Annotated in this window: 22 protein-coding genes; all 22 read left to right on the forward strand. The window is 33.3% G+C overall.

Annotated features, from left to right (window positions below):
* The first annotated feature begins 488 nt into the window (after positions 1 to 488).
* Positions 489 to 644, forward strand: coding sequence for a YwzD family small protein (locus COD92_RS33615; protein WP_176541137.1), 156 nt, complete (start codon positions 489 to 491; stop codon positions 642 to 644).
* A 150-nt stretch (positions 645 to 794) separates the two neighbouring features.
* The gene (locus COD92_RS15660) at positions 795 to 1,139 is read left to right on the forward strand and encodes a helix-turn-helix domain-containing protein (protein WP_176541138.1); all 345 of its coding nucleotides are present in this window, start codon (positions 795 to 797) and stop codon (positions 1,137 to 1,139) included.
* Between the two features lie 74 nt (positions 1,140 to 1,213).
* Positions 1,214 to 2,218, forward strand: a complete 1,005-nt coding sequence (locus COD92_RS15665; protein ID WP_098529106.1) for a pectate lyase family protein — start codon at positions 1,214 to 1,216, stop codon at positions 2,216 to 2,218.
* Positions 2,219 to 2,297: 79 nt separating this feature from the next.
* Entirely contained in the window at positions 2,298 to 3,041 is a 744-nt protein-coding gene (locus COD92_RS15670) for a YveK family protein (protein ID WP_098529108.1), read from the forward strand.
* Positions 3,034 to 3,678: a CpsD/CapB family tyrosine-protein kinase gene (locus COD92_RS15675; protein WP_098529110.1), complete on the forward strand. Its 645-nt coding sequence runs from the start codon at positions 3,034 to 3,036 to the stop codon at positions 3,676 to 3,678. The genes COD92_RS15670 and COD92_RS15675 overlap by 8 nt, the downstream gene beginning before the upstream one ends.
* 56 nt (positions 3,679 to 3,734) lie before the next feature.
* On the forward strand, positions 3,735 to 5,192 hold the full coding sequence (locus tag COD92_RS15680; protein ID WP_098529112.1) for a lipopolysaccharide biosynthesis protein: 1,458 nt from the start codon (positions 3,735 to 3,737) through the stop codon (positions 5,190 to 5,192).
* A 1-nt stretch (position 5,193) separates the two neighbouring features.
* Positions 5,194 to 6,510, forward strand: coding sequence for an O-antigen ligase family protein (locus COD92_RS15685; RefSeq protein ID WP_255286601.1), 1,317 nt, complete (start codon positions 5,194 to 5,196; stop codon positions 6,508 to 6,510).
* Complete coding sequence (locus COD92_RS15690; RefSeq protein ID WP_098529113.1) at positions 6,485 to 7,537, forward strand: glycosyltransferase family 4 protein; 1,053 nt, start codon at positions 6,485 to 6,487, stop codon at positions 7,535 to 7,537. The genes COD92_RS15685 and COD92_RS15690 overlap by 26 nt, the downstream gene beginning before the upstream one ends.
* Positions 7,538 to 7,612: 75 nt before the next feature.
* Positions 7,613 to 9,301 carry a glucosamine inositolphosphorylceramide transferase family protein gene (locus tag COD92_RS15695; protein ID WP_141561109.1) on the forward strand — a complete coding sequence of 563 codons (1,689 nt, stop codon included), beginning with the start codon at positions 7,613 to 7,615 and terminating at the stop codon, positions 9,299 to 9,301.
* Positions 9,302 to 9,453: 152 nt separating this feature from the next.
* Positions 9,454 to 10,851: a sugar transferase gene (locus COD92_RS15700; protein WP_098529115.1), complete on the forward strand. Its 1,398-nt coding sequence runs from the start codon at positions 9,454 to 9,456 to the stop codon at positions 10,849 to 10,851.
* A 73-nt stretch (positions 10,852 to 10,924) separates the two neighbouring features.
* Positions 10,925 to 11,695 carry a glycosyltransferase family 2 protein gene (locus tag COD92_RS15705; RefSeq protein WP_098529116.1) on the forward strand — a complete coding sequence of 257 codons (771 nt, stop codon included), beginning with the start codon at positions 10,925 to 10,927 and terminating at the stop codon, positions 11,693 to 11,695.
* Positions 11,696 to 11,742: 47 nt separating this feature from the next.
* Entirely contained in the window at positions 11,743 to 12,798 is a 1,056-nt protein-coding gene (locus tag COD92_RS15710) for an acyltransferase family protein (RefSeq protein WP_098529117.1), read from the forward strand.
* A gap of 41 nt (positions 12,799 to 12,839) precedes the next feature.
* On the forward strand, positions 12,840 to 13,898 hold the full coding sequence (locus COD92_RS15715; RefSeq protein WP_098529119.1) for an acyltransferase family protein: 1,059 nt from the start codon (positions 12,840 to 12,842) through the stop codon (positions 13,896 to 13,898).
* 67 nt (positions 13,899 to 13,965) lie between these two features.
* Positions 13,966 to 14,586: a sugar transferase gene (locus COD92_RS15720; protein ID WP_098529121.1), complete on the forward strand. Its 621-nt coding sequence runs from the start codon at positions 13,966 to 13,968 to the stop codon at positions 14,584 to 14,586.
* Positions 14,587 to 14,592: 6 nt separating this feature from the next.
* Positions 14,593 to 15,357: a GNAT family N-acetyltransferase gene (locus COD92_RS15725; RefSeq protein WP_098529123.1), complete on the forward strand. Its 765-nt coding sequence runs from the start codon at positions 14,593 to 14,595 to the stop codon at positions 15,355 to 15,357.
* A 60-nt stretch (positions 15,358 to 15,417) separates the two neighbouring features.
* Positions 15,418 to 16,509: a GNAT family N-acetyltransferase gene (locus tag COD92_RS15730; RefSeq protein ID WP_098529125.1), complete on the forward strand. Its 1,092-nt coding sequence runs from the start codon at positions 15,418 to 15,420 to the stop codon at positions 16,507 to 16,509.
* Positions 16,510 to 16,559: 50 nt separating this feature from the next.
* Positions 16,560 to 17,738 (forward strand): aminotransferase class I/II-fold pyridoxal phosphate-dependent enzyme, encoded by a 1,179-nt coding sequence (locus COD92_RS15735; protein WP_098529127.1) that lies wholly within the window; start codon positions 16,560 to 16,562, stop codon positions 17,736 to 17,738.
* Between the two features lie 132 nt (positions 17,739 to 17,870).
* A complete protein-coding gene (locus tag COD92_RS15740) occupies positions 17,871 to 19,685 on the forward strand; it encodes a polysaccharide biosynthesis protein (protein WP_098529129.1) in 1,815 nt (604 codons plus the stop codon).
* Between the two features lie 37 nt (positions 19,686 to 19,722).
* Positions 19,723 to 20,952 (forward strand): glycosyltransferase family 4 protein, encoded by a 1,230-nt coding sequence (locus tag COD92_RS15745; protein WP_176541139.1) that lies wholly within the window; start codon positions 19,723 to 19,725, stop codon positions 20,950 to 20,952.
* Positions 20,953 to 21,036: 84 nt separating this feature from the next.
* The gene (locus tag COD92_RS15750; RefSeq protein WP_098529133.1) at positions 21,037 to 21,675 is read left to right on the forward strand and encodes a YdcF family protein; all 639 of its coding nucleotides are present in this window, start codon (positions 21,037 to 21,039) and stop codon (positions 21,673 to 21,675) included.
* A gap of 32 nt (positions 21,676 to 21,707) precedes the next feature.
* On the forward strand, positions 21,708 to 22,814 hold the full coding sequence (locus tag COD92_RS15755; RefSeq protein ID WP_176541140.1) for an acyltransferase family protein: 1,107 nt from the start codon (positions 21,708 to 21,710) through the stop codon (positions 22,812 to 22,814).
* Positions 22,815 to 23,076: 262 nt separating this feature from the next.
* Positions 23,077 to 23,931 carry a hypothetical protein gene (locus COD92_RS15760; protein ID WP_098529137.1) on the forward strand — a complete coding sequence of 285 codons (855 nt, stop codon included), beginning with the start codon at positions 23,077 to 23,079 and terminating at the stop codon, positions 23,929 to 23,931.
* Positions 23,932 to 24,424 lie beyond the last annotated feature (493 nt).

The raw sequence follows: 24,424 nt of genomic DNA on the forward strand, positions 1-24,424 counted from the left end.
TTTATAAAATTTACTACAAATATAATGGAATGTCAATTTATATTTATTGGCCAACTATATTATTTATCAAGTAGATAGTTGACTTTATTAGTAATATAGGTTTAAAATGTTCTTTAAAAAGAACATAGGTCTAAAGATCTGATTAATTAATAATATATTTACATTTTTATAGTAAAAACGTTAGGGGGAACCTAGATAATCCCCCGAAATCAATCACAAAAACAAGTAGTTATATTAAATAAGATAACAAAAAAGAGCAGTTGGTTAAAATTTAAAAAATAATAGATAGAGCTATTACTATAGAATTAGAAAAATTTAATAGAAATAATAATCTTGATAAAACACACTCTTAACCGAGTATTGTGGGGATTTGTCTTGATTCCCCTTTGGCTATGGAAAAGCTAATTAGTTAACTTCTTAAAACATACGACAATTTTAACGAATTTCGCAATTAAAAGTAAGTTTTTTTTATTGAAAGGATTAGAGAAATGAATATTTCCAAAAATTTAACCCAGGAAAAATTGTTAGAGATTTTAATTGACTCCTATAGAAAAGGGCAAGAGATAGAAAATATTAAGATGAATGATTTCATCGAAGACATAAAGGAAAAAGTAATACTAGTCATAAATGCTAAAAATGATTAAAGGGTTGCTTAAAACATCCACAAAACAAGAGTAAATATTTTAAGTATTCAATCAAATTAAGAAATTCGACACTTTTTGTTCTTTACAAAGAACATAGCGTTCAATATAATGGCGTTAGAAAGGAGTGGAATTTATTATAGGAGGTTTAATATGTTAGGTTCAATAATTCAAAAATTGAGGCAAGAAAAAGGGTTCTCTTTAACTCAGTTGGCTGAAAGGACGGAAATTTCAAAATCCTATTTGAGCTATATAGAGAGAAATATCCAGACAAATCCATCTATAGAAGTACTAGCGAAAATATCTGCAGCTTTAGATGTCGATCTTCAAACGCTTTTGAGTCCTAATACAAAGATTCAGGAATCAACAACAAACAGTAAAAAGATTCATGTGAAAAATTGGAGTGACTTAATTAACATTGCTCTTAAATCCGGATTAATAAATGAGGAGGATATAAGGGAAATAAGAATTGCCATTCAAAAGGGGAAATTAGAATAACTAAAGGTAACTATCTCATTAAGTTAAAAGATAATAGCTTAAACGTTGGTTATTAAGGTACACAGGAGAAGTAAATGTATAAAAATAGTAAGTATATATTCTATTCAACCGTTATTGCAGTAGCTTTTCTTTTCTATTTTTTCTACTTAGAAAGCAGAGCGATAAATAAGGATGATCAAGTCGTAATAAAGGCTGGAAATGATCAGAACGAATATATTAATGTGGATGAATTTGGAGCTAATGGCGAGGATTCAAAGGATGATTCTAAATCCATACAGGAAGCCATAAATTACAGCCAAAGTTCAAAGATTGGTAAAGTAAAGTTACTAGGAAATAAGAACTATATATTAAGGAAAGGGTTAGTTTTAGTAGAAGGTGTTGAATTAGAACTTGGTCAAAATACAAAATTAATAATAGAAGGAAACTTCCGAGCTATTAAAGTGAAAAAAAACGCGTCAATAACGAACGGCATCTTCGAAGTTGCAGATACAAGCTTTAATTCAGATGTTATTTATTTAGATGGTAAGGAAAAATTCTGGTCATGGGCAAGGACACAAATTCAGAATGTTACCATCCTTAACATAAGCGGCTCACATAAGGGTACAGGTCTTCATCTTTATGCTGGCGGACCAGGGCATTTCATAAGTTTTTTGAATTTTTCTAACATGAAAATAGCGGGGTTTCATACTGGTGTTAAATTAGAAGCGAAAAAACCAAAGGATAATAAATACAGCTTTATTAATGGCAACCGATTTGTTAATTTTACGCTGGATGATTGTGTAAGAGGCATATATATCAATAGTTCCATCACTGTCCCTAATGAAAGTTCAGGTAATGATTTTAGTGGTCTTCAAATTCAAATATCTAAATATACAAAAAGGGCAATAACAGTAAGTGGCTCTGACAATAAATTTGAAGGTGTAATATGGGATGTCCATATATTAAAGAATCATAAATCAGTAATTGAGTTTTCTCAGAACTCAATGAGAACTAGCTTGGAATCAAATTTAACTTCTGAATATATTCAGGATAAGGGAGAACTTAATTACAATTCATCACCTGAAGAAAAGGCAAAATAATAATGATATTTAATGCTTCAATTTTTATTAACAGTCAATTTTTCTTTATAAATTTATTAATCCTACTTAGGAGGTTACCATGAACGGAGAAATAAATTTAAAAAAATTCTTGAATATTATGAGAAAGAGAATACTCACGATTATTACTACAGTCCTATGTGTATCTATCATTACTTCAATTGTCTCGGTTTATTATATGAAGCAGACATATGAAGCTACTGAGAACATTTTGATTGGAAAGTTAGCAAATGATGACAGTAGATATGGAGATTCACAAGAACTCAGTATGTTACTTGCTTCCACTATGGATTTAATAAAAAGTCCAATTGTACTTAATTCGGTTCGACAAGAGCTAAATATAAATGAAGATGAATTAGAGAAGAAGATTGTTGTTCAAAACAACAAAAATTCACAAATTGTCAATGTTGTGGTTAGGGATAATGATATCGAAGCGGCTAAGAAGCTTGCCAATACAGTTGCAGTTACTTCTGTTAATAAAATGACTCAACTATTCGGCGTTCAAAATATTAAATTATTAAGCGATATAAATGGGGAGCCTTCGGCAAAGAAAGTGGGTAGCGCAACATTAAATATCGCAATCAGTATAGTTGTTGGGTTCTTTTTGGGAGTAGGTCTTTCGATGTTTAGAGAGTATTGGGACGATTCTATTAAAGATGTAAAAGAAATAGAGTATATCCTGGGTTTACCAGTTTTAGGAGAAATTAATCTCAAAAATAAACGAGGTAAATCTAAAAACAAAAGAGGAACCACACAACCAGGGCAGGTTCTAAATAGAGGTAATGGGGGTCAAATGAGTGTATAAAAAACGGGATGAAACAAAAAAAATAATGCATATGCTTCAATTAAACGAAGATTCAATAAGCACGGAACAAATTCGGATGATCCGTACGAATATTGATCAAGTATCTGACAGTAAAATGGCGGTACTAATGGTAACATCCCCAAATCATGAAGGCGATAGATCAATTATTTCCGCTAAATTAGCAATATCATTTGCCGAACAAGGAAAAAGGATCCTGTTAGTAGATGCCAATATCAGAAAGCCCTCTTTAAACAAGTGGTTCCAAATCAAAAACGATAGTGGATTAACGAATGTTATTTTAAACAAAGAAGAAATAGAACTACATTATAGAGAGACTCTAGTACCAGGGCTCTATGTCTTACCAGCAGGCCTAGCTCCATTAAATCTATCGGATATTTGGGTAACTAGTAAAATTAAAGAGATGGTAATAAAATGTGAATCGGAGTTTGATGTGGTTATTTTTGAGGCCCCTCCTTATTTAACAGTATCAGACTCACAAATGTTAGCAAGTCTATGTGATGGTGTAATTATCGTTGTCAAGGCTAATTCTACTAAAAAAGAAGATGCAATCAAGACTAAAGACTATTTAGATAAAACAAACAATAGGATCTTAGGGGTAATTTATCAAACGAGCTAATGGCGGATATTTAATTCCCCGGGGAACAGGTGTCCATAATTAAGGTGGCTATATATATGGAGAAATCAAAGAAAAATTCAATTGCTAAGAATATCTTACATCTTTTTTATAGTACAGCACTATCTAGTGGATTAAATGCTGCTGCATTAATCATTTTAGCCTATTACCTAGGGTCCTATTATTATGGAATGTTTAGTGTAGTTTTAGCCTTTGCTATGATTATGGGCTACTTTACAGATGCTGGCCTAAGTGACATAGTGCTTAGGGAAGGATCAAAAAAAGAGGTTGATATATCCGTTCTTATTTCATCTTATTTGAAAATGAGGGTGGGGTTACTAGTTGCTTCATTTCTATGTGGATTTTTTATTTTCCATATCTCAAATTCAGGGCACTCGGAATTAATCCAAATAGGTTATTTTTTAATTATTCCGATGGTTACCGGAATTGCCCTACAAAGTATTGGGACCACATATTTTCAGCTAATTGAGAAAATGCAATATTACGGACTAATTCGAATTGTTTCTTCTGTATGTTTACTTCTTACCCTCTCAGTAGGAATGCTTTTTCGTTTTAGTCCACTCACAATTTGTTCATTATATGGAATATCTTATTTGGCTGCTGGTATGTTGGGAGTATATCTGGTTAGTAAAAATGTTCAAATCCGCATAAAAGGTCCTTTCCATAAGGGACTGTTCCGAAATTTAGGAGCGTTTACGATTGGCGGATTGTTGTTTGTGATGATTCCTCAATTAGGACCACTTGTTCTGGAAAAAACCATCAGCCTTCAAGAAGTTGGTTTATTCGCAGTTGCTTATCGAATCCCGCAAGCATTACAGCAAATTCCGTTCATTGTAGCGGGTGCTTATTATCCAGTAATGTTTAGAGCATTTAATAATAAGCAGTTGGATGATCATTTAAGATATAACATTAATCTATTAAAAACGATTTCATTGGTGGGAATGGCCATGACAATACCATTCTTTTATATGTCTAATTTTTTCATTGAGTTATTATTTGGTGAAAAGTGGATTCAAGCCGCCTTCCCACTAAAAATATTATCATTATTGCTTACATTACAAGCAATAAATATTGCCTTAGCAGACGGGTTAACAACAAGAGCACTTCAATCTTATCGTACTGTTGTCCAATTATTCTCTGTGATAACCGGTATCTTTTTTTATATGTTTTTTAGTAAATCTTTTGGTGTTTCTGGGGCAGCCTTTGCTGGTTTAACGATTGAAGGCATCGCCTTGATCGGATATTGGTTGTGCATACCAAATCGTTGGGTTATTGCAAAAAGGGTAGTCATTCCGTATGTAACCTACTTTACGGGCTGTTTAATTACTATAGACTTTTTCCTGGATTCACTTCCAGTTTTAGCCGTTGTAATTAACTTCGTTTTATTAGCTCTGGTTGCCTTAGTGGATAAAGAAAATATGGAAAAGATTAATAGATATATGAATACACTAGGAATCAATCAAAGATTGAAGTCGAAGAAGTCTGAGGGGGTTTAAAGTGGACGATACAATTATGCAAAAATCTAATCCTTACAGTTTCAAAATCTTCATTCTCTTTTTATTAGTAACATTAGCAAATTATTATATTTATGTAGGGTTTGCAATAAAGCCGTATATGATTTTTCTAATCTTGTTTTTGACTATTCAAATTGGATCATTCCGCTTTCAAAGGCTCCATTTGTTTGAGGTTGCATTATTGTTATTTTACCTCATGTATAGCTATACTGGTGCCTTTGCATTATACCCTGCCTCCAGCATTAGAATTATCTGTGGAATTATCCTTTATATCTTTTGTTATTTTATTATGAAATCCGTTATTCGAAACACTCAAGATTTTGTGCTTGAAAGAGCCCTATCTGATGCTGGGATACTATTTAATATTGCTAGTTTAACACTTTATTTTGTTGGGTTAAAAAGTCTCGGATTTGTGTTCGATGGAGATAGGATATACAGTTTCGGACTGTTATTAGATCGCGATTATCCTCGTTTAATCGGGTTGTTGCAGGATCCTAATTTCTTTGTTTTCTATAATACGCTCTTCTACACATATTATCTCTGTAATGCTGGATCCTTGAAAAATAAGCTGGGATTGCTATTGTGCTTTATTGCAAATATCCTAACTTTTTCAAGAGGAGGGATTATGATCATGGTATTTATTTTGCTTCTTTATCTGATAATCAGCAACCCTATCAAAAAGTTAAAATTACTTGCAGGTATTACCGTCTCACTATGTACAGCTTTATTTATTGCGATTGAATATATGAATTTTGATATTTTCGGAATTTTACAATCCAGGGTAGGAGACCTTTCCGAGGATGGTGGTAGTGGAAGGCTGGAATTGTGGAGCAGGGCTTGGGATTATTTTACTTCACATCTGGTGTTCGGTATTGGCGCGTTTAATTTTTCTGATTACAACTTCTTTCAATATAGGGATAATTTGGAGGTCCACAATACATTTTTAGATATTTTGTCTGAATCTGGTTTACTAGGAATGACATGCTTTTTATTATTTATCAGTTTAGTATTAGTACAAATTTTTAAAAGCAGTATACCTAAAAATAATCCGTATCTTTTATTGACCTTTCTTGGACTGATACTTCAAATGGGATTCCTTTCAGTTATTATTAACGACATGTTTTTTATGTATTTGGCGATTCTATCTACTTATTTACATAATGAAAAGCACTTGTTAAAGGATGAAAAGAAAACCAGGACTTCCTTTTCGGCCTTAACTTCCCAAAAGCGAATGAGTGAATTGAGTGTTAATTATAAAGGGAGTGATGCAACACATGAATATTCTAGTCGTAACGGATAAGCTCATTTTAGGCGGAGCAGAAATGTATTTTTGTAAATTAGAGAATCAGTTGCAACATCCTAACATTTCCTTTTACTATGCAGCGGGTTCGGGAGAGTTATACAAGAAAATTAAGCATAAGGACAAATTTAGTGAGATAAGTAGAAAGGAGCATTTCCAGAATATTAATAAACTTAGAAAATGGATTACAGATAAACAAATAGACATTGTCCATGCAAATAGTTTGAGGATGGTTCTGTACTGCATAGCTGTAAGAAAATTTACAAAACAGAAATTCAAGATTGTCTACACAAAACACAATGTTACTGTTCTTGAGGAGAAAAACCCGTTTGTTTTCGCACATTTATTAAATAAATTTGTTGAAAGAATTATTACTGTTAGTGAATATGAAAAGAATAATCTTGTCAAAGCCGGAATAAAGCCTGGCAAAATTACAACTATATATAACGGTGTTGATCTAAAACAGTTTACCTTTCATCAGAAAGAAAAGGGTGACACTTTTAATGTTGGTATTTTAGCAAGATTATCAGAAGAAAAGAATCATGAGTTATTTATAAAAATAGCTGACCAGCTGCGCCATATTCCAAATATCATGTTTTATATTGCAGGGGATGGACCGGAGAAGGAAAAAATAAAAGAGATGATTCAAACACTTAATTTATCTCAAAAGATAAAGATGGTTGGAGCTGTTCAAAATCCGGAGTCATTTATTAAAGATATGGACCTCTTAATACTTACATCCCATCGTGAAGTATTCCCTATGGTTATTTTGGAAGCCATGGCAGTAGGGACACCCATTATTTCTATCAATAGAGGGGGGATTGGGGAAGCGATAATTGAAAATAAAACTGGATTCCTTATTAATGAACATTCAGTAGAAGACTTTTGTAACAAAATTCTGGATATTGAATCAAACGAAGAGATTAGGAATCAATTTATTGAAAATGCCCTAAGAAAAGTCCAAACCGAATTTTCGTTAGAGCAGATGGTAGGTAATACCTTAAAAGAGTATGAAAACTGTAGCTAATGGCTGCCAAAGTTTTCATAAATAGTTTTTATGAACAGCTATTTGATAAGTTGATTTCCTAGGAGTGTTAAGATGATGAAAAGAAAGAGACTTCGGTTTGGAATTATATCTGACAGTGAAAACATCGAGGATTGGCAAAAAAGCTGTTTAAAAAAAATGCTAGAATTAGAAAGTGTTGAAGCAGGCTTGTTCATCTTGTTAAATACTAAAAAAAGTAAGCAAAAGTCGATTCGCACGGGCGCTAGTTTAACTGACTTGGTAAATAACGTTTCATTCTTAAAATGTGAATCCGTAAAAACGGGGAACATGGAACACCTTCTTATTAAAAAGGATTTGAAAAAAATAGATGAACACAAACTAGATTTTCTATTAAATTTCAGTTCAAGAAATATTGGTGGAGAGATAATAGATTTGCCTAAATATGGTGTGTGGGTCTTCCAGTATAGTTCTGATTTGCATGAATATATTGGTGATATTTATAATGATGAGTCGATTACCTTTGCGAGGCTGCTAAAACTTTCTAAAGAAAATAAGAGATTACCTTTAAAGGAAGGTTGTTTTTCAACAATAAAAGATTCGTTTAAGAAAAATAGGGAGCTTATCACTTCCGCAATATCAAGTTGGCCTGCCTTAGTATGTAGGGACATTTTGAATAACAATGCTGAATATACTAACCATCCAGCCACTTTTGTATCAAATCCATATGTTTTGAGACCAAACTTGATACAAATGGGAAAATTTCATTTTAGGATGGTTAATAATAGATGGAAAAAAATCATCTCAAAACTTTTTTCTTATGAATATTGGAATATTGGAATTGTCCACAAACCAATACATGAGTTTCTTAATGATCCAAAAGCTAATATTGAATGGCTAGTTCAAAAGAAGGATTTATATTACGCAGATCCTTTTGCCTATCAGGATGAAAATGGACTTCGAATCTTAATGGAAGAAGTAGATTATCGAGTGGTTAAAGGGTTTATTAGTGGTGTAAGCGTAAAGGATGATGTAGTAGTATTTGACCAGGCGTTGATGAAATTCCCGTGCCATATGTCATATCCTTTTATACTAGAGCATAAAAATCAGATATACTGCATACCTGAAACCTCAGAAGCACGAGAGGCTTCTATTTATATGTATAAAGGGTCAAGTAAAGAATGGGAAAAAGTTAAAACAGTATTAGAAGATTTCCATGCAGTAGATTCAACAATCGTTAAATATGGAGATACTTGGTGGTTATTTTGTACAAAATCGTTTTCAACGGTTCAAAGTCATAATAATGAATTGCATATCTATTATGCTACGGATTTGTTTGGAGAATGGAAACCGCACATTTTAAACCCAGTTAAAGTTGATATAAGATCATCTCGTCCTGCTGGGACACCATTTATGGATGAAGGAGTACTCTACCGACCGGCACAGGATTGTTCAAAAACGTATGGGGGAAGAATTGCTATAAATAGAATTAAAACATTAACAATTACCCAATTTGAAGAAGAAACAGTTTGTTATATAGAGCCTATGAAAGGCAGCTTGTATCCTGATGGCGTTCATACAATTTCTAGTGCTGGTGGAATAACGATTATAGATGGAAAACGTTTCGATTATAATTTTCTCCACTTCTTTAGAAAGTTATATAAATATAAACCAGTAAGTTCAGAAACTGTAAAAGCTGGCAAATTCATAAAAGAACGTGGAGGTAAGAAAAAATGGATAAGGGCAGACCAGGTTGAATCCACTTATCAAGAACATATGAATAAGTAGACAACAGACCTTGACGTGGTTTGGTAGGTTGTTGAATTATTTTTTCGTCAAAACGTTCCATATTAAGAACGTTTTGAAGGTTATATAAGAACGGAAGATCGTAATCAAACTACCGTCCCTTACCTAAAGGCTTGATCGGAAGGAGAATTAAAATGAATGAAGACTATAAGGGGAGCTATGTAAAATTCATTTTGGCTATAGTTGATATTGCGTTAGTATATGCGGGGTTTTTCTTATCGAATAAATTATTACAACAATTTTCAATATTGCAGACAGGGGTAAAAAATGATTTTTCAAAGTTAATTGTGCTTTCGGCTTGCTCTGTTTTTGTAATGTACTTTTATGACCTATATGCAGATTGGAGAAGAAAAAGTTCCCAACATTTAGTTTATTCAATTGTACTGTCAATGGTGATTTTCACAGGTTTTGAATTAATAATAACAGAATGGTCATCCTACCTATCTTATCCGATAAGTTACATTATTTTAGCATTTCTTATTCAAACGATTTTATTGGTCTCTACGCGGATTGGTATTTGGTATGTGAATAAGAAATTATTCGGTAAGAAGAAAGTCTATATTATCGAGGAAGATTCAAATACAAGCCTCCATTTAGCTGAAAAATTTCTAAATCATGATAAAGGATGGTTTGAAATAGAGGGATTCGTCTCGATAGCAAAAAAAGGGCTAATTCCGGATTATGTAAAACAATGTGATCTTATCCTGATTAGTCCAACTATAAATAATAAGGATAAAGAGGAAATTATAAACCTATGTATCCAGTATGGAAAAGAAGTTATGATGGTACCGCAATTTTTTGAATTATCTGTACTTAGTGCGAATACCCAGCAAATTGATGATATGCTTGTGGTTTCAATAAAGCCTCCACAGCTTAGTGTAAGTCAACAATTTTACAAACGAATGTTTGATATCATTGTATCTTTCATTATCTTAGTAATCACAAGTCCTTTTTTTCTAGTTTTATTCCTTTTAATACCACTCACTTCAAGAGGAGCAGCACTTTATAAACAAGAGCGTATAGGATTAAATGGTAAACCATATTCCATTTATAAGTTTAGAAGTATGGTTCAAGATGCTGAAAAAAGAACAGGTCCAGTACTGGCTTTGGATAGAGATCCAAGAATTACGCTAATTGGAAGGTTCATAAGGGCTGTTCGTTTAGATGAACTTCCACAGTTATTAAATGTCATTAAAGGTCAAATGAGCTTAGTAGGGCCAAGACCAGAAAGAGAGTTTTTCATTAGCCAATTTAAACAAAAGTACCCTGAATATTCCTATCGGTTGAAAGTGAAGCCAGGGATAACCGGCTTAGCGCAGGTGTTAGGAAATTATACTACTCCTGTAGATGATAAATTGCGTTTTGATTTACTGTACGTTCGTAATTATTCGTTTTGGCTGGATTTAAAAATCCTCTTTCAAACCTTTAGAGTTGTTCTTCAACGTGAACAAGCACAAGGAGTAAAAGAAACCAATATTCAGAACCAGAAAATACTAAAAACTCTTGAACAAACGAAAGTAATTAATCATTAGAAATACTTTGGTGTTACTAGGTTATAAGAACTGTGACGAAGTCTATTTTAGAGAATAGGGTGGGGAAATAAAAATGGAAAACTCATCTGGAGCTACAGTTTCAATTATTACTCCTATGTATAACGCTGTAAGATTTATAGCAGAAACAATTCATTCCGTCAAGGCACAGACTTTTACAAACTGGGAAATGATTGTTGTGGATGATTGTTCATCAGATGATACGGTTGATATTGTGAAGAAAGAAATGGAATATGATTCGAGAATAAAGTTATTAGAACTAAAAAGAAATAGTGGGCCTGCCAGTGCTCGAAACCAAGCTATTAGTGCTGCAAACGGAGATTTTCTTGCTTTTCTAGATAGTGATGATCTTTGGCTTCCTCAAAAATTAGAAAAACAGCTAATATTTATGGAAAAAAATAATCTCGCATTTTCTTATACAGATTACAGAATTATGACCGAAGTTGGGGAGAGAACTGATATTGTTTTCAAAGTCCCGGCTAAGATTGAATATAAGACCTTATTAAAAAATACAATGATTGGAACCCTAACGGTGATGCTGGATAAAAGGAAGGTTGGAAGGGTACAAATGCCATTACATCGTGATTGCTCAGAGGATTTTGGATTATGGCTTTCTATCCTCTCAACAGGAATTGATGCATATGGCTTGAATGAGGAGTTAGCAATTTATAGAAAGTGTGAAAATTCTCTTTCAAGCAATAAACTAAAATCTGCTCAGAAAACATGGAATACGTACAGGAAGGTAGAAAAGATTAATATCCCTTCAGCTTTATGGTACTTTGCTAATTATTCTATCAATGCCTTTATGAAACATTCAAAGGCATAGAGATGGTGGTTTATCGGCTTGATTGAAGGAAAAGAGGGGAAGAAAATATGGAAAGTGGAAGAAGAAGGCTTTCGTATGTACAGATTTCAAGAGCAATAGCTATCTTATTTGTTCTTTTAGGACATGTGAATATTTTATTTTATACAAAATATAAATACGACTGGTTTAATATGGGGGAGTGGGATAGAACGGGAGGTGTCGACTTCTTTTTTATCGTTACTGGTTTTATGATTTATTACCTTTATCATAAACATGCTGGTGTGCCCGGAAAGACAAAGGAATTTATCTTAAAGCGTGTGATTAGAATTTATCCCGTTTACTGGTTGTTTACCTTAATTTTAATATCTCTTACTTTTTTATTTCCTTCAAAGTTCGAAGGGTATTCTGGGGAACTAATCATAAAGTCAATGATTATCTTGCCACCTATACCCATTCTCGATTCAGCTTGGTCACTTTGTCATGTCATGTTTTTTTATCTATTATTTAGTGCCTTTCTCTTCAGGCCTAAAATCTTTAAACCTATTATATTTTTGTGGATTGTGGCAACAGTCTTAATCGAATTAAAAATTGTTCCTTATCCAGAGAAATCCTTTATCTTTAGCTTTAGTAGTTTGGAAATTCTTTTCGGATGTTTGGTTGCTCATTTGACACTTAACTATGATTTTAAACATTCTACCCTTTTTATATCAATAGGACTTTTAGGATATTTAGCGGTTTGGATAAATAACATCTACAACTTTATGCATTTACATGGACCTACATTCTTTTCTGTATTTTCCATGATTCTAATGCTTGGGATTTCAGAAAAAGATAAGAAAGATAGAAAAGTACCAAAATTACTTTCATTTTTGGGAGATGCCTCCTATTCAATTTATATTGCCCATGCATCATTATTGCATCTCTTTCTTTATTTATTGGTAAAAATTCATTTGGTCAGTTTATTAGGCTACTTTTTTTCAATGTCTATTGTCATTATCTTAACTGTAATAACTTGCTGCTTTGTCTATAAAATTGTTGAAAAGCCCATGTCAAGATATTTAAGAAGGATAATATTTATGAAAAAGACTAGATCATTAGAGGTTACTATAGGGATTGCAAAATAATCTCAAATGGTTCGAATTTCTTTAGAAATGAGGAGAAGTTAATGGAAAGTAGCAATAGGAAGCTCTCCTATGTACAGATTTCAAGGGCGATTGCCATATTATTTGTTCTCTTAGGGCATGTAAATATTTTGTTTTATACTGATTTTAAGTACAACTGGTTTCATATGGGAGAATGGAAAAGAACAGGGGGAGTAGATTTCTTTTTTATCGTTACTGGTTTTATGATTTATTATATATATCATAAGCATACTGGTGTTCCAGGTAAAGCTGCTGAATTTTTTTTGAAGCGATTAATTAGAATTTACCCAATGTATTGGATATTTACGTTATTGACTATTGCAGCCTCAATAATCTTTCCGGCTGTCGATGAACCATTCTCTTGGGAGCTCGTTTATAAGTCAATGCTGATCCTACCATCTGATCCTATTCTAGCTTCAACATGGTCACTTAGCTTTGTCATGTTTTTTTATATCCTATTTACCATGTATATTTACAAACCCAAGGTTTTTAAACCAGTGATTTTATGCTGGGTATTCGCTCAAGTTTTAATAGAGTTAAACATTATTCCATTTCAAGAAAATTCATTTCTTTTCGACTTTAGCAGCTTAGAAATTATATTTGGTTGTTTAGTTGCATATTTGACCCTTAACTATAACTTCAGATATTCAACCACGTTAATTTGGGGAGGAATGTTAGGATACCTTGCTGTTTGGATAAATAATATATACAGTTTTGTTGATATTCAGATGCCTGTTTTCTATTGCCTATTTTCAATGATGTTGATGCTTGGCATTTCAGAGAAAGATAAGAAACTTCGAAAGGTCCCCAGAGTGCTATCATTCTTAGGAGATGCCTCTTATTCGATTTATATTGCCCATGGACCATTTCTTCAATTTTATATTTTGATATTAAAAAAGCTAAACTTAGTTGATGCGTTTGGCTATTTTTCTTCAATGGTTATTGTGATTTTATTGACAGTTATTTCTACCTGTTTAGTTTATGTCGTTATTGAAAAGCCAATTTCTAAATATTTAAGGAGAGTTGTTTTCAAGAAAAAAACTATTACGACTCTAGAATCACCAGTTACCTATGCTAAATAATTTTTGTTGCATCGTTCTTTATAGAGGTTTATGTGGAATTTTATAATGAAAACGTTAGGGGAAAACGATGAAAAGAATGTTTGATATTTTTGTGGGTTTGCTCCTACTTTGTCTGTCTAGCCCAATAATGATTGGAGTTGCGATTATCGTCAGAGTGAAAATTGGTTCTCCTATTCTATTCCAACAGAAACGAGTAGGATATCATGAGGAAATTTTTACATTATTAAAGTTTAGAACCATGACAAATGAAAAGGATCAAAATGGGGAAGATCTGCCTGACTCCATTCGATTAACAAAAGTAGGACTTTTGTTAAGACGACTAAGTATGGATGAGTTGCCACAGCTTCTAAATGTAGTAAAGGGGGACATGAGTTTAGTAGGACCACGCCCACTTTTGGTTCGGTATTTACCTTATTACACCTTAGAAGAAACGAAAAGGCATACCGTTAGACCAGGAATAACAGGGTATGCACAGATCCATGGCAGGAATGAATTAGATTGGGATAGCAGATTAGCTTTAGATGTTAAATACGTAGAAGAACGGTCTTTTCTCTTAGACTTAGGTATTATCTTAAAAACGATAACTAAAACTTTAAAGCGAGAAGGGATTGCCAATGTACCTGATCAGCTAATGTTGGATTTTGATGTGGAAAGACGGAACAAGGCAAAGGCTTTAAGAGGTGGATAACAAACAATGGAAATACGAATAGAGCCCTTTAAAAATAAAGATGTAAAGATAATTCCGAAGTTAATTGAAACAGGCATGGACAAGGATATTTTTCCGCTTACTATTTTTAGTTCTAATGGCTATGAGGCCTATTTAAGAAAGCAGCTTAAGATATCTGAGAAAAATCGCAGAGCGAAGTTTTACGCAGCATTTATCGATGATGAATTAGCCGGATATTCTGAATGGCGTTATTTAGAAAATAGTCTTTTGTTAAATAATATTTATGTCTCACCTGAATACCGAGGAGTGGGAATAGGTAAATTCCTTCTAGTAAAACATGGAGCCCAATTATTGGCTGAGTACAAAAAATCTATCATTTCCCTAGATGTTTTTGAGAATAATACTGCTGCAATGAGCTGGTATAAAAAAATGGGTTTTGTTATAGAGGATACAACTAGCTGGTATGTTGGTGAACAGTCTTTTTTTCCGGATACTAACTCCTCTAATGAATGTTTTATAGAAAACTATCCAAATGCGGAAGCGGAACACAAACTTTTTGGTTTTTCAATGCTTACATGCAAAACGAGAAATGGAGTTTACCAGATAGGCAGGATAAAAAGTCAATTTTATCGATTAACCTCTACCAATTCTTTACATGATTATGATTTACTACACTGTCTTTATCAGTTAGACCCAACTAGAAAGCTTCTTCTTTTGACTAGTGGAGAAATCTCAAGTCGAATTCCGTTCAAAATAGCTTGTAAAAGCAGCCGGATGAATCTAAAGATTTAATTTAATAGACTGTTGCCATGAAAAATTAGTCGATTCCAAAAGATTTTAGGGGGTAATGTAGTGGTCTATAAAATGTTTGATTTAACAGAAAAAGAGAGTTGGCACGAGCTTTTACGAGAGACAGAAAGTCAAGATATTTATTTCACACCCGAATATTTTGAAATCTATGAAAGGAATGGAGAAGGGGAGGCCAGGCTTTTTGTATACGATAATGGCAAGGATTTTGTCTATTATCCTTTCTTATTAAGAGATCTTAGTAACTTATTAATTGTAAAGGAAACATCAAGTAAATATGGGCCATTGTACGATATTACAAGTCCTTACGGTTATGGAGGTCCAATTACCAACGTTAAGGACGAATCCAATAAAAAGCAACTATTCAATGAATTTGAGGAATCATTTCGTTCTTATTGTTTAAGAAAAAATATTATTACAGAGTTTGTACGATTTCACCCCTTAATTCGGAATGACCAGGATTATAAAGATATGGAGTCTACTCTAAATCGCCACACTATTTACGTTGATTTATCCTTGGATTTAGACGAGATATGGGCCAATTATGATAATAAAAACAGAAATAGGTTACGGAAAGCAAAAGCCAATAATTATTTTACCATTGTCCATAGACCTCCTAATGAATTGGAGAACTTTATGAGACTTTATTATAAAACAATGGATAAGAAAAACGCATATGATTATTACTATTTTAAAAAAGACTTTTTTGAAAATAGTGCAGAACTTTTAAAGGATCAGTTAGAACTAATCGAAGTCGTGATGGAAGATAAGGTTATTATGTCTTGCTTTTTTATGCACTACGGTGATTTTATTCATTATCACTTACTAGGTTCAGACGAAGACTATCTAAATTTCTCCCCTAATAATTCCTTAATTCATTATGTTGTGGAATGGGCAAAGGCTAAGGGAAAGAAGGCTTTACATTTAGGAGGAGGATATACAGGAGATACGGATACCTTGTATCGTTTTAAAAAGCGATTTAATAAATATGGTGATTTACCCTTTTATATTGGGAAAAAAATCCATAATCAGGAAATTTATGATGAACTAATAAAAGACCTGCCTGTTCCTGAAAATTATTTTCCCTTATACAGACATCCGGATTTGGATTTACATATACTTTCTAGTAACAAATAACTTTATTATCAAATCGAGTAAACATGTCTTCAAGGAATGGATGTGAGTTCATGAGTAGTAATAAAAAAAGAATTTTCCTTTCATCACCCCATATGACTGGCCATGAGCAAAAATATATTGATATGTCCTTTGATTCCAATTGGATTGCTCCATTAGGTCCTCATGTTGACCGGTTTGAAGAAAATATATCAGAATATGTAGGGTCGAGAGGTGCTCTAGCAGTCAGTTCTGGTACAGCCGCTATCCACCTGGCATTAAGATTACTTGATGTCAAGGCAGGTGATAGAGTTTTTTGCTCTACACTTACATTCATTGCAAGTGCAAATCCAATTCTATATCAACAAGCGGAACCCGTGTTTATAGATTCAGAGTTTGATACATGGAATATGTCACCAGAAGCCTTGAAGAAGGCATTTATCGACGCTGAAAAGGATCGAAGTTTACCCAAAGCTGTAATTGTTGTTCATCTCTATGGGCAGAATGCCAAAATGGATGAAATAATGGATATTTGTAATTTTTATCAAGTTCCCGTAATAGAGGACGCTGCTGAATCACTTGGTTCCACCTATTTGGGGAGAAAAAGTGGTACGCTAGGTAAGTTTGGTGTATTTTCCTTCAATGGGAACAAGATTATTACCACCTCAGGTGGAGGAATGCTCGTCTCTAATGACAAAGAGGCACTAGAAAAAGGAAAGTTTCTTGCTACACAAGCAAGAGATAATAGACCTTATTATCATCATAGTGAAGTAGGCTACAATTATCGGATGAGTAATATTTTAGCCGGAATTGGTATTGCTCAACTTGCAGTTATTGAAGAACGAGTAAAACAGAAACAGGTTATTTTTCAAAGATACGTGAAAGAATTAAATCATATTAAAGAGTTTATTTTTATGCCTGAATATCGAGAAACCCGTCATAACCGATGGTTAACAACTCTATATATAGACTCGGAACAACCATTATTTACACCACTTGAGTTAATCCAGGAACTAGAAAAAGAAAACATTGAAGCGAGACAAGTATGGAAACCAATGCATCTACAACCATTATTAAATAATTACAGGTATTACCCTCATTCAGACCAATTGAATATCGCTGAATATCTATTTGAAAGGGGAGTTTGTTTACCTTCAGGTACGAACATGACAGAAGAGGAGCAAACACGAGTGATAGAAACCATTCAATCTTTTATTAGTCGTAAAAATAAACTAAATTATATTGTTTCCTAGGTTCGAATCTATTGAAACAGGATTATTTCAAATCAAAGTGGACCCCTTTTATCTTTATCGTTCTTTAAAAAGAACATGATGATTCTTTGATGTGGTGTTCTGTACTTAAATGAAATGAAAGGAGTAGCCTTGATGAGTTTCCAAAAACGGTTGCTTTCTTTATTAGTAGTGGATTCTTTAATCGTATTTACATCTGTCTATGTATGTAGTTTTCTTTTATTCTCTGGTTGTGTAGTGCCTAGAGTACCTTTGGCCATTGTGTCCACCACATTGCTTCTAAGCCATCATTGGTTTGCTTATAGATATAAGTTGTATAAAAGAGCTTGGGAGTACGCAAGTGTTGATGAGATGATCACAATTTTAAAGGCTGTAACCTTTTCAATAATCACGGCAGCACTTATACAATTTATTGTAGGTCAGCAAATATATTTTCGAATCTTAACAACTACATGGATGATGCATTTATTTTTAATTGGCGGATCTCGTTTTTCTTGGCGAATTATAAAGGAGAAAAATTTTTCTGGAAACAAAATCGTTAAAAAGAGAAGTCTCATTATTGGTGCTGGATCTGCTGGTATGTTGGTAGCAAGACAATTGAAGCACAGTAATGGTGAACTCATACCTGTCGCATTTATGGATGATGATAAACAAAAGCATCACCTTGATATTTTAGGTTTGCCAGTAATTGGTGGATTGGGGAATCTCAGGGATGCGGTAGAAGATCTGATGATTGAAAATATAATTATTGCTATCCCATCACTAACTAAAAAAGAATTACAAAGTATTTATACAGAATGTTCCAAAACAAAGATTAATACGCAAATGATGCCAATGTTTGAAGACCTAGTAACAGGTAAGGTCTCAGTTAATGAAATAAGAAATGTCGAACCGAGTGATCTTTTGGGCAGGGAACCAGTTGAATTAGACGCAAACTCCATCTCACAATTCATTACTGATAGTGTTGTACTTGTAACTGGTGCAGGTGGATCGATTGGCTCAGAAATTTGCCGTCAAATTTCTCAGTTTACCCCCTCAAAACTTATCCTTCTGGGACATGGAGAGAACAGTATTTATACTATTGAAATGGAACTTAAATCCACTTGCTCTGATGATATCCAAATAATAACGGAAATTGCTGATATTAAGGATAGAGATAAAATGTTCGATATTATGGATAAACATCGGCCAAGAGTTATCTTTCATGCAGCTGCTCATAAACATGTACCATTAATGGAGAAAAATCCTGAAGAAGCAGTTAAGAACAATGTAATCGGAACAAAAAATGTAGCGGAAGCAGCAGAAGAATTTGGTGTTGAAACCTTTGTCATGATCTCAACTGATAAGGCTGTAAATCCAACAAGTGTGATGGGAGCCACGAAGAGAATTGCTGAGATGATTGTGCAAGAACTTAATCAAAATAGTAATACTAGATTTGTAGCAGTACGGTTCGGGAATGTGTTAGGCAGCAGAGGCAGTGTCATACCGCTATTCAAGGAACAAATCTCAAAAGGAGGTCCCGTAACTGTAACGCATCCAGAAATGACAAGATTTTTTATGACAATCCCCGAAGCCTCTAGACTTGTATTACAAGCCGGAGCCCGTGCAAAGGGTGGGGAGATTTTTGTCCTTGATATGGGTGAACCAGTAAAAATAGTTGATTTAGCTAAAAATCTAATTCGATTATCAGGCTATACGGAGAACGAAATAGAAATTACTTACTCTGGGATAAGACCAGGTGAAAAGCTATTTGAAGAAATCCTGAATCCAAATGAAGTGCATGATCATCAGGTACATCCCAAAATTTTCGTTGGAAAGTCAGTGAATGTCGATGTTACAAAAATTTCAGACCTACTCGAAAATCATTGCCATATAGATAGAGAATCACTAAAGGAAGTCCTGTTACTAATGACTAATCAAGCCAAAGATAATATGAAAATTGTTGTCTAGTACTAAGGATAACTCTAGTTGGATGGAGAGTGGAAGGATGTTAACAAAAAATAGAAAGATTCTTTTAGTAGCTCCCTTTACGATACTTCCTGGGGAGAAGGGGTTTAATAGGTTTACATATATTGCAGAGAAATTAAGTGGTAAGGGACATAATGTAACGTTACTTACCAGTAATTTTAAGCATAGTGATAAAAACTTTCGTGATAAAACGAAAATTGAAAATATAAACAATGGGATAAAGTATGAAATTGTCATGATTGATGAACTAGGGTACCAGAGGAATATTGGTATTGACCGAATCAAAAGTCATAAATATTTCTCAAAACAACTAGCTGTTTATTTGAAAAATATTAGACAAAGGCCGGATGTCATTTATTGTGCCTATCCTATGATGGATGCTGCTTTTATCGTCGGAAGATACGCTAAAAAGTATCAGATTCCGTTTGTAATGGATATTCAGGATGTTTGGCCAGAAGCAATTAAGAACGCTATTCCTCTTCCTGAGCTATTAGTTGATTTCTTATTGTATCCACTTACAGTTTATGCCAATAAGATTTACAGCTTAGCTGATTATGTCGTAGGGGTCTCAAAAAGTTATGTGCAGCGGGTGAGCAAAGTAAATTTAAATGCGAAAAGTTACTTACCAATTTTTATAGGCACGGACTTAGGTGTTTTTGATTCGAATAAAGAAAATTATATTAAGAAAGACCCTAATGAATTTTGGATTACTTATATCGGTACGCTTAGCTATAGTTATGACCTTGAAACAGTCATTCATGCGGTTGCGATTTTAAAAAATAAAGGGCATTCCAATATTATTTTTAAAGTTTTAGGATCAGGACCATTACAATCAAAATTTGAGAAATTGGCCAATCAACTAGGGGCCCCTGTCGATTTTATGGGACATTTTAAATACGAGGAGATGATTCCTTATTTAATAAATTCCAATCTAGCAGCAAATACAATCAGTAAAGGGGCTCAACAAAGTATAACGAATAAAATTGGCGATTTCCTATCTGCAGGTTTACCTATACTAAATAGTAGCCTAAATCAAGAATTTATGAACATGGTCACAACCGAAAGCATTGGATACAACTACAATCCGGGAGATACGGTAAAATTGGCAGGTTTAATTGAGCACCTTTATCATAATAGAGGTTTATGTGCCAAGTTTGGGGCAAATGCCAGGAAACTGGCAGAGGAGAAATTTGATAGGAGACAATCATACGGGGAAATTTATAACCTAATTGAACAAGCAACTGTATAAATACCAACTAATCGTTTAATTGTCCTATGTTTAAATATCGACTACTTCACTTTCAATGGATTAGACATCCTACAGGAGATAAAAATGTTACATTCAAAAGGAAATGGGTTTTTACAAAAAAAGAATCGACTCATATTAAGGAGCGCCTTTTTTTTAACAGTTTTTTTTATTCTTATATTTCTATTTTTCGCTGGAAGATTTCTAGTTATTAATGAAAAGCCAAAAACCGTGGATGTAATCGTTGTATTAAGTGGGGGTGAGGGCCGTCTTGAAAAAGGAAAGGAACTCTATGAGTCAGGATATGCAAGGAAAATGATTGTATCAAACGGGTTGGCAGACAATTTATGGGGAAGGGCAGTTACTATTCTCCCAAGAAGCTCTTTAATTTTGGAAGCTAAGTCCGATAGCACATATGAAAGTGCAGTTTATGTAAAAAAAATAATGGAAAAGTATCACTATCATTCTGCAATTATAGTCTCCTCAGATTTCCATATGCGGAGGGTTAAATATAACTTTAGCAGAGTCTATAGTGATACCAAGGATACACTTATTTATGTCTCTAGTGTTAGTTCATATGATCCTAAGAACTGGTGGAAGGATAAACTCAATGTTGGAATTACAATTAGTGAATATGTAAAAATTATCGGTAACACTTTTGGTGTTTATGGAAATACAGCAAAAAGAAAACTATACCAATACGTAGAAGTGTTTTTTTATGAATGAAAATTTATTGTGTTGGAGAGGAAGAGAGGATTTTGCCTAAAAAATTGATTAATGAAATATTCTTAATGAGGAGTATTGCTTGTCTTAGTATTTTACTTCTTCATTCCCTGGCAAGGGCTTATGAAGATGAAAATTATATGGTCAATTTAGTAAGACTTTTATTAACTTTTGGGACACCAACTTTTATTTTTATTTCAGAATTTATCTTGGCACGTTCTTATCCACAAGAACTTCCAGCAAATTTCTGGTCTAAGAGGATAAAGTTTATTATGGTTCCCTATGTTTTATTCGGCACGTTTTATGCATTTTTAAAAGCATTTGAACAATCGGGAAGTTTTGGAAACAATTTTATGGGTTCTTTTGGACAATTATTATGGAGGCATATATTATTGGGGGATTACCATGGTTACTTTATACTCGTTATCTTTCAGTTTTATCTCTTACATTATTTCTTCCATAATAATTTAAAAAGATGGAAACCTTCTCTTGTAATGGGTGGGGCACTTTTGATTAATTTACTATACTTGGGATTTTTTAATTTTGTCAAACCGTATCCAACAGAAATAGGAGTTTACATATGGGAAAAACTTTATTGGATTCCTTTCTTTGGTTGGTTATTCTATTTTACTTTGGCATATTATTGTGGTAGAAACTTTTTGTATTTTATTGGTTTTTTAAATAAATATTCCAAAATGGTTATTGTAAGTCCTATTATTATTGGTTTAATTTGTTTATCACTCTATCACTCAAAACTTATCTATAGTATTTCGTCAAAAAGAGTAGATATGATATTCTTTACAACCAGCATGATTTTGTTGATATATTACATCGCTACTAAAATTTCAATCGTACCTAAATTCTTTGTTTGGATAAGCCAATATTCATTCGGTATTTATTTAATACATCCTGTATTTTTAGCCTTAATGCACGTAGCATTCAGGAAACTTTCCAATGAAATACAGCCGTTATTGCTTACCGGACTTTACTTTATTTGCAGTCTGCTATTGTCAATAGCTTGCACTTTTGTACTGAATAAGATCCCCTATGGATATTATTTTGCAGGAAAAATAGCCATAGGGATGAACGAAAAAAAGGGTAAGAACCAATTTGTTCCTGATAGAAAAACAATACAAGGATAAGTGTAATAGATATAAACAACCTATCTTTTCTGTTTTAAAAGAATCTTAATAATGTAATGGTGCGAAAACAACCTTAAAATTAAGTTCTTTCTTAATTATAAGGTTGTTTTTAATTGTTTCTTCCACCTTTATTCACTGACCAGTTAATCCATTTTTGTGTAATATAAATTTTAAAAGTTGTACGAAATAATTATACTACGTTTTTTTTATTTCATATAATAACTTGAGATAAGACAAATAAAACTAATAAGGAGTCGGTTAAATGGCAGAAAGTCCAAATGTCTATGTGGAGGATTTCACAGGTAATACACCTCAAGCGAAAATCCAAGCAGCCATTGATTTTGCTTTTCAAAATGCTAGAAAAACAGTCATTGCTTCGGATAAAGACTATTATATGACGGGAACTGTTATTATTAAACAGGGTGTTAAATTACAAGGCAGCTTTGGGACAAGATTTGTAATAGGTGCTAATGTTCGTGGATTTGAGCTACAAAAGGACGCTTCATTGTGGGATGCTAGTATTATGGTTGATTATAACGGATACAACAAAGAAGTGATTTATTTAGATGGGAAATACAAATATTATAATACCTGGAATAATTCATCACTTAAAAATCTTATTCTAGTAAATTGGACAGGCTCTGTATCGGGGACTGGTATAAGGTTGTATTCGGGTGGTACTGGACACGAGATTTCATTTATAAACTTTACCGATATAAAAATCGTTTCATTTGAGAAAGGAATTTATTTAAAAGCTGTTAAACCAACTAGTGGATACTCATATATTAATGCAAACCGCTTTGATAAAGTTTCGTTAGAAGATTGTATTGAAAATATTGTCTTAGAAGGCAGTGAAACCATACCAAATGAATGTAGTGGAAATTCATTTACCAATTTACAAATTCAGCCATCAAGCAATACCATTCATATCATGACAATTCAAGGTCAGTATAACAAAATAGACGGGATCTGTTGGGATTTACATTTAATACAACATTCTAACCCTGTGTTTATCTTTAAACCAGAGAGTGATTATAATGAATTAGCGATGAGATCAATACCTGCTAATCGTATACTGAATAGTGGAAAAACAAATAATAGGTTCGATACTTTCTAGAAATAAATTTCAGAAAAAATCTGATTGTAATTTAGACTAACCTAAATAAATAAGACAAATAAAACACCTCCTTAATATTACGCTGTTATAAGTACATTTAGGGGGAGGTGTTTTTGCATTGGCAAAAACGTATACACAAATGAAATTAAGTGGGCGGTTGTAAGGTACAAGATTGAAGGTAAACTGACAACTAGAGAAGTTGTGGAAATAGATCCTAAGTGAAGATCTAGATGAAATGGTACAAGAATGGGAAATTTATCGATTCGATCAACCTATTGTAAAACAGTGTACACGGGCTGAATACCTCGGATTCTTCTTATCAACTCTATCTCGCAAAGGAGTTGCCGTTTCGAAACACCTCTAAAAAACTTGCCTCTGAACCTAACTGTTCAATTAATCCTTATAAAAGTGTCTAGGTGTTAATTTTGAGTCAGATAAATAATTTACTTGAAATTGTCCCATATCAGCTCAATTGTGAAAAACGGTGTTAAAA

The organism is Bacillus sp. AFS037270, assembly GCF_002585305.1.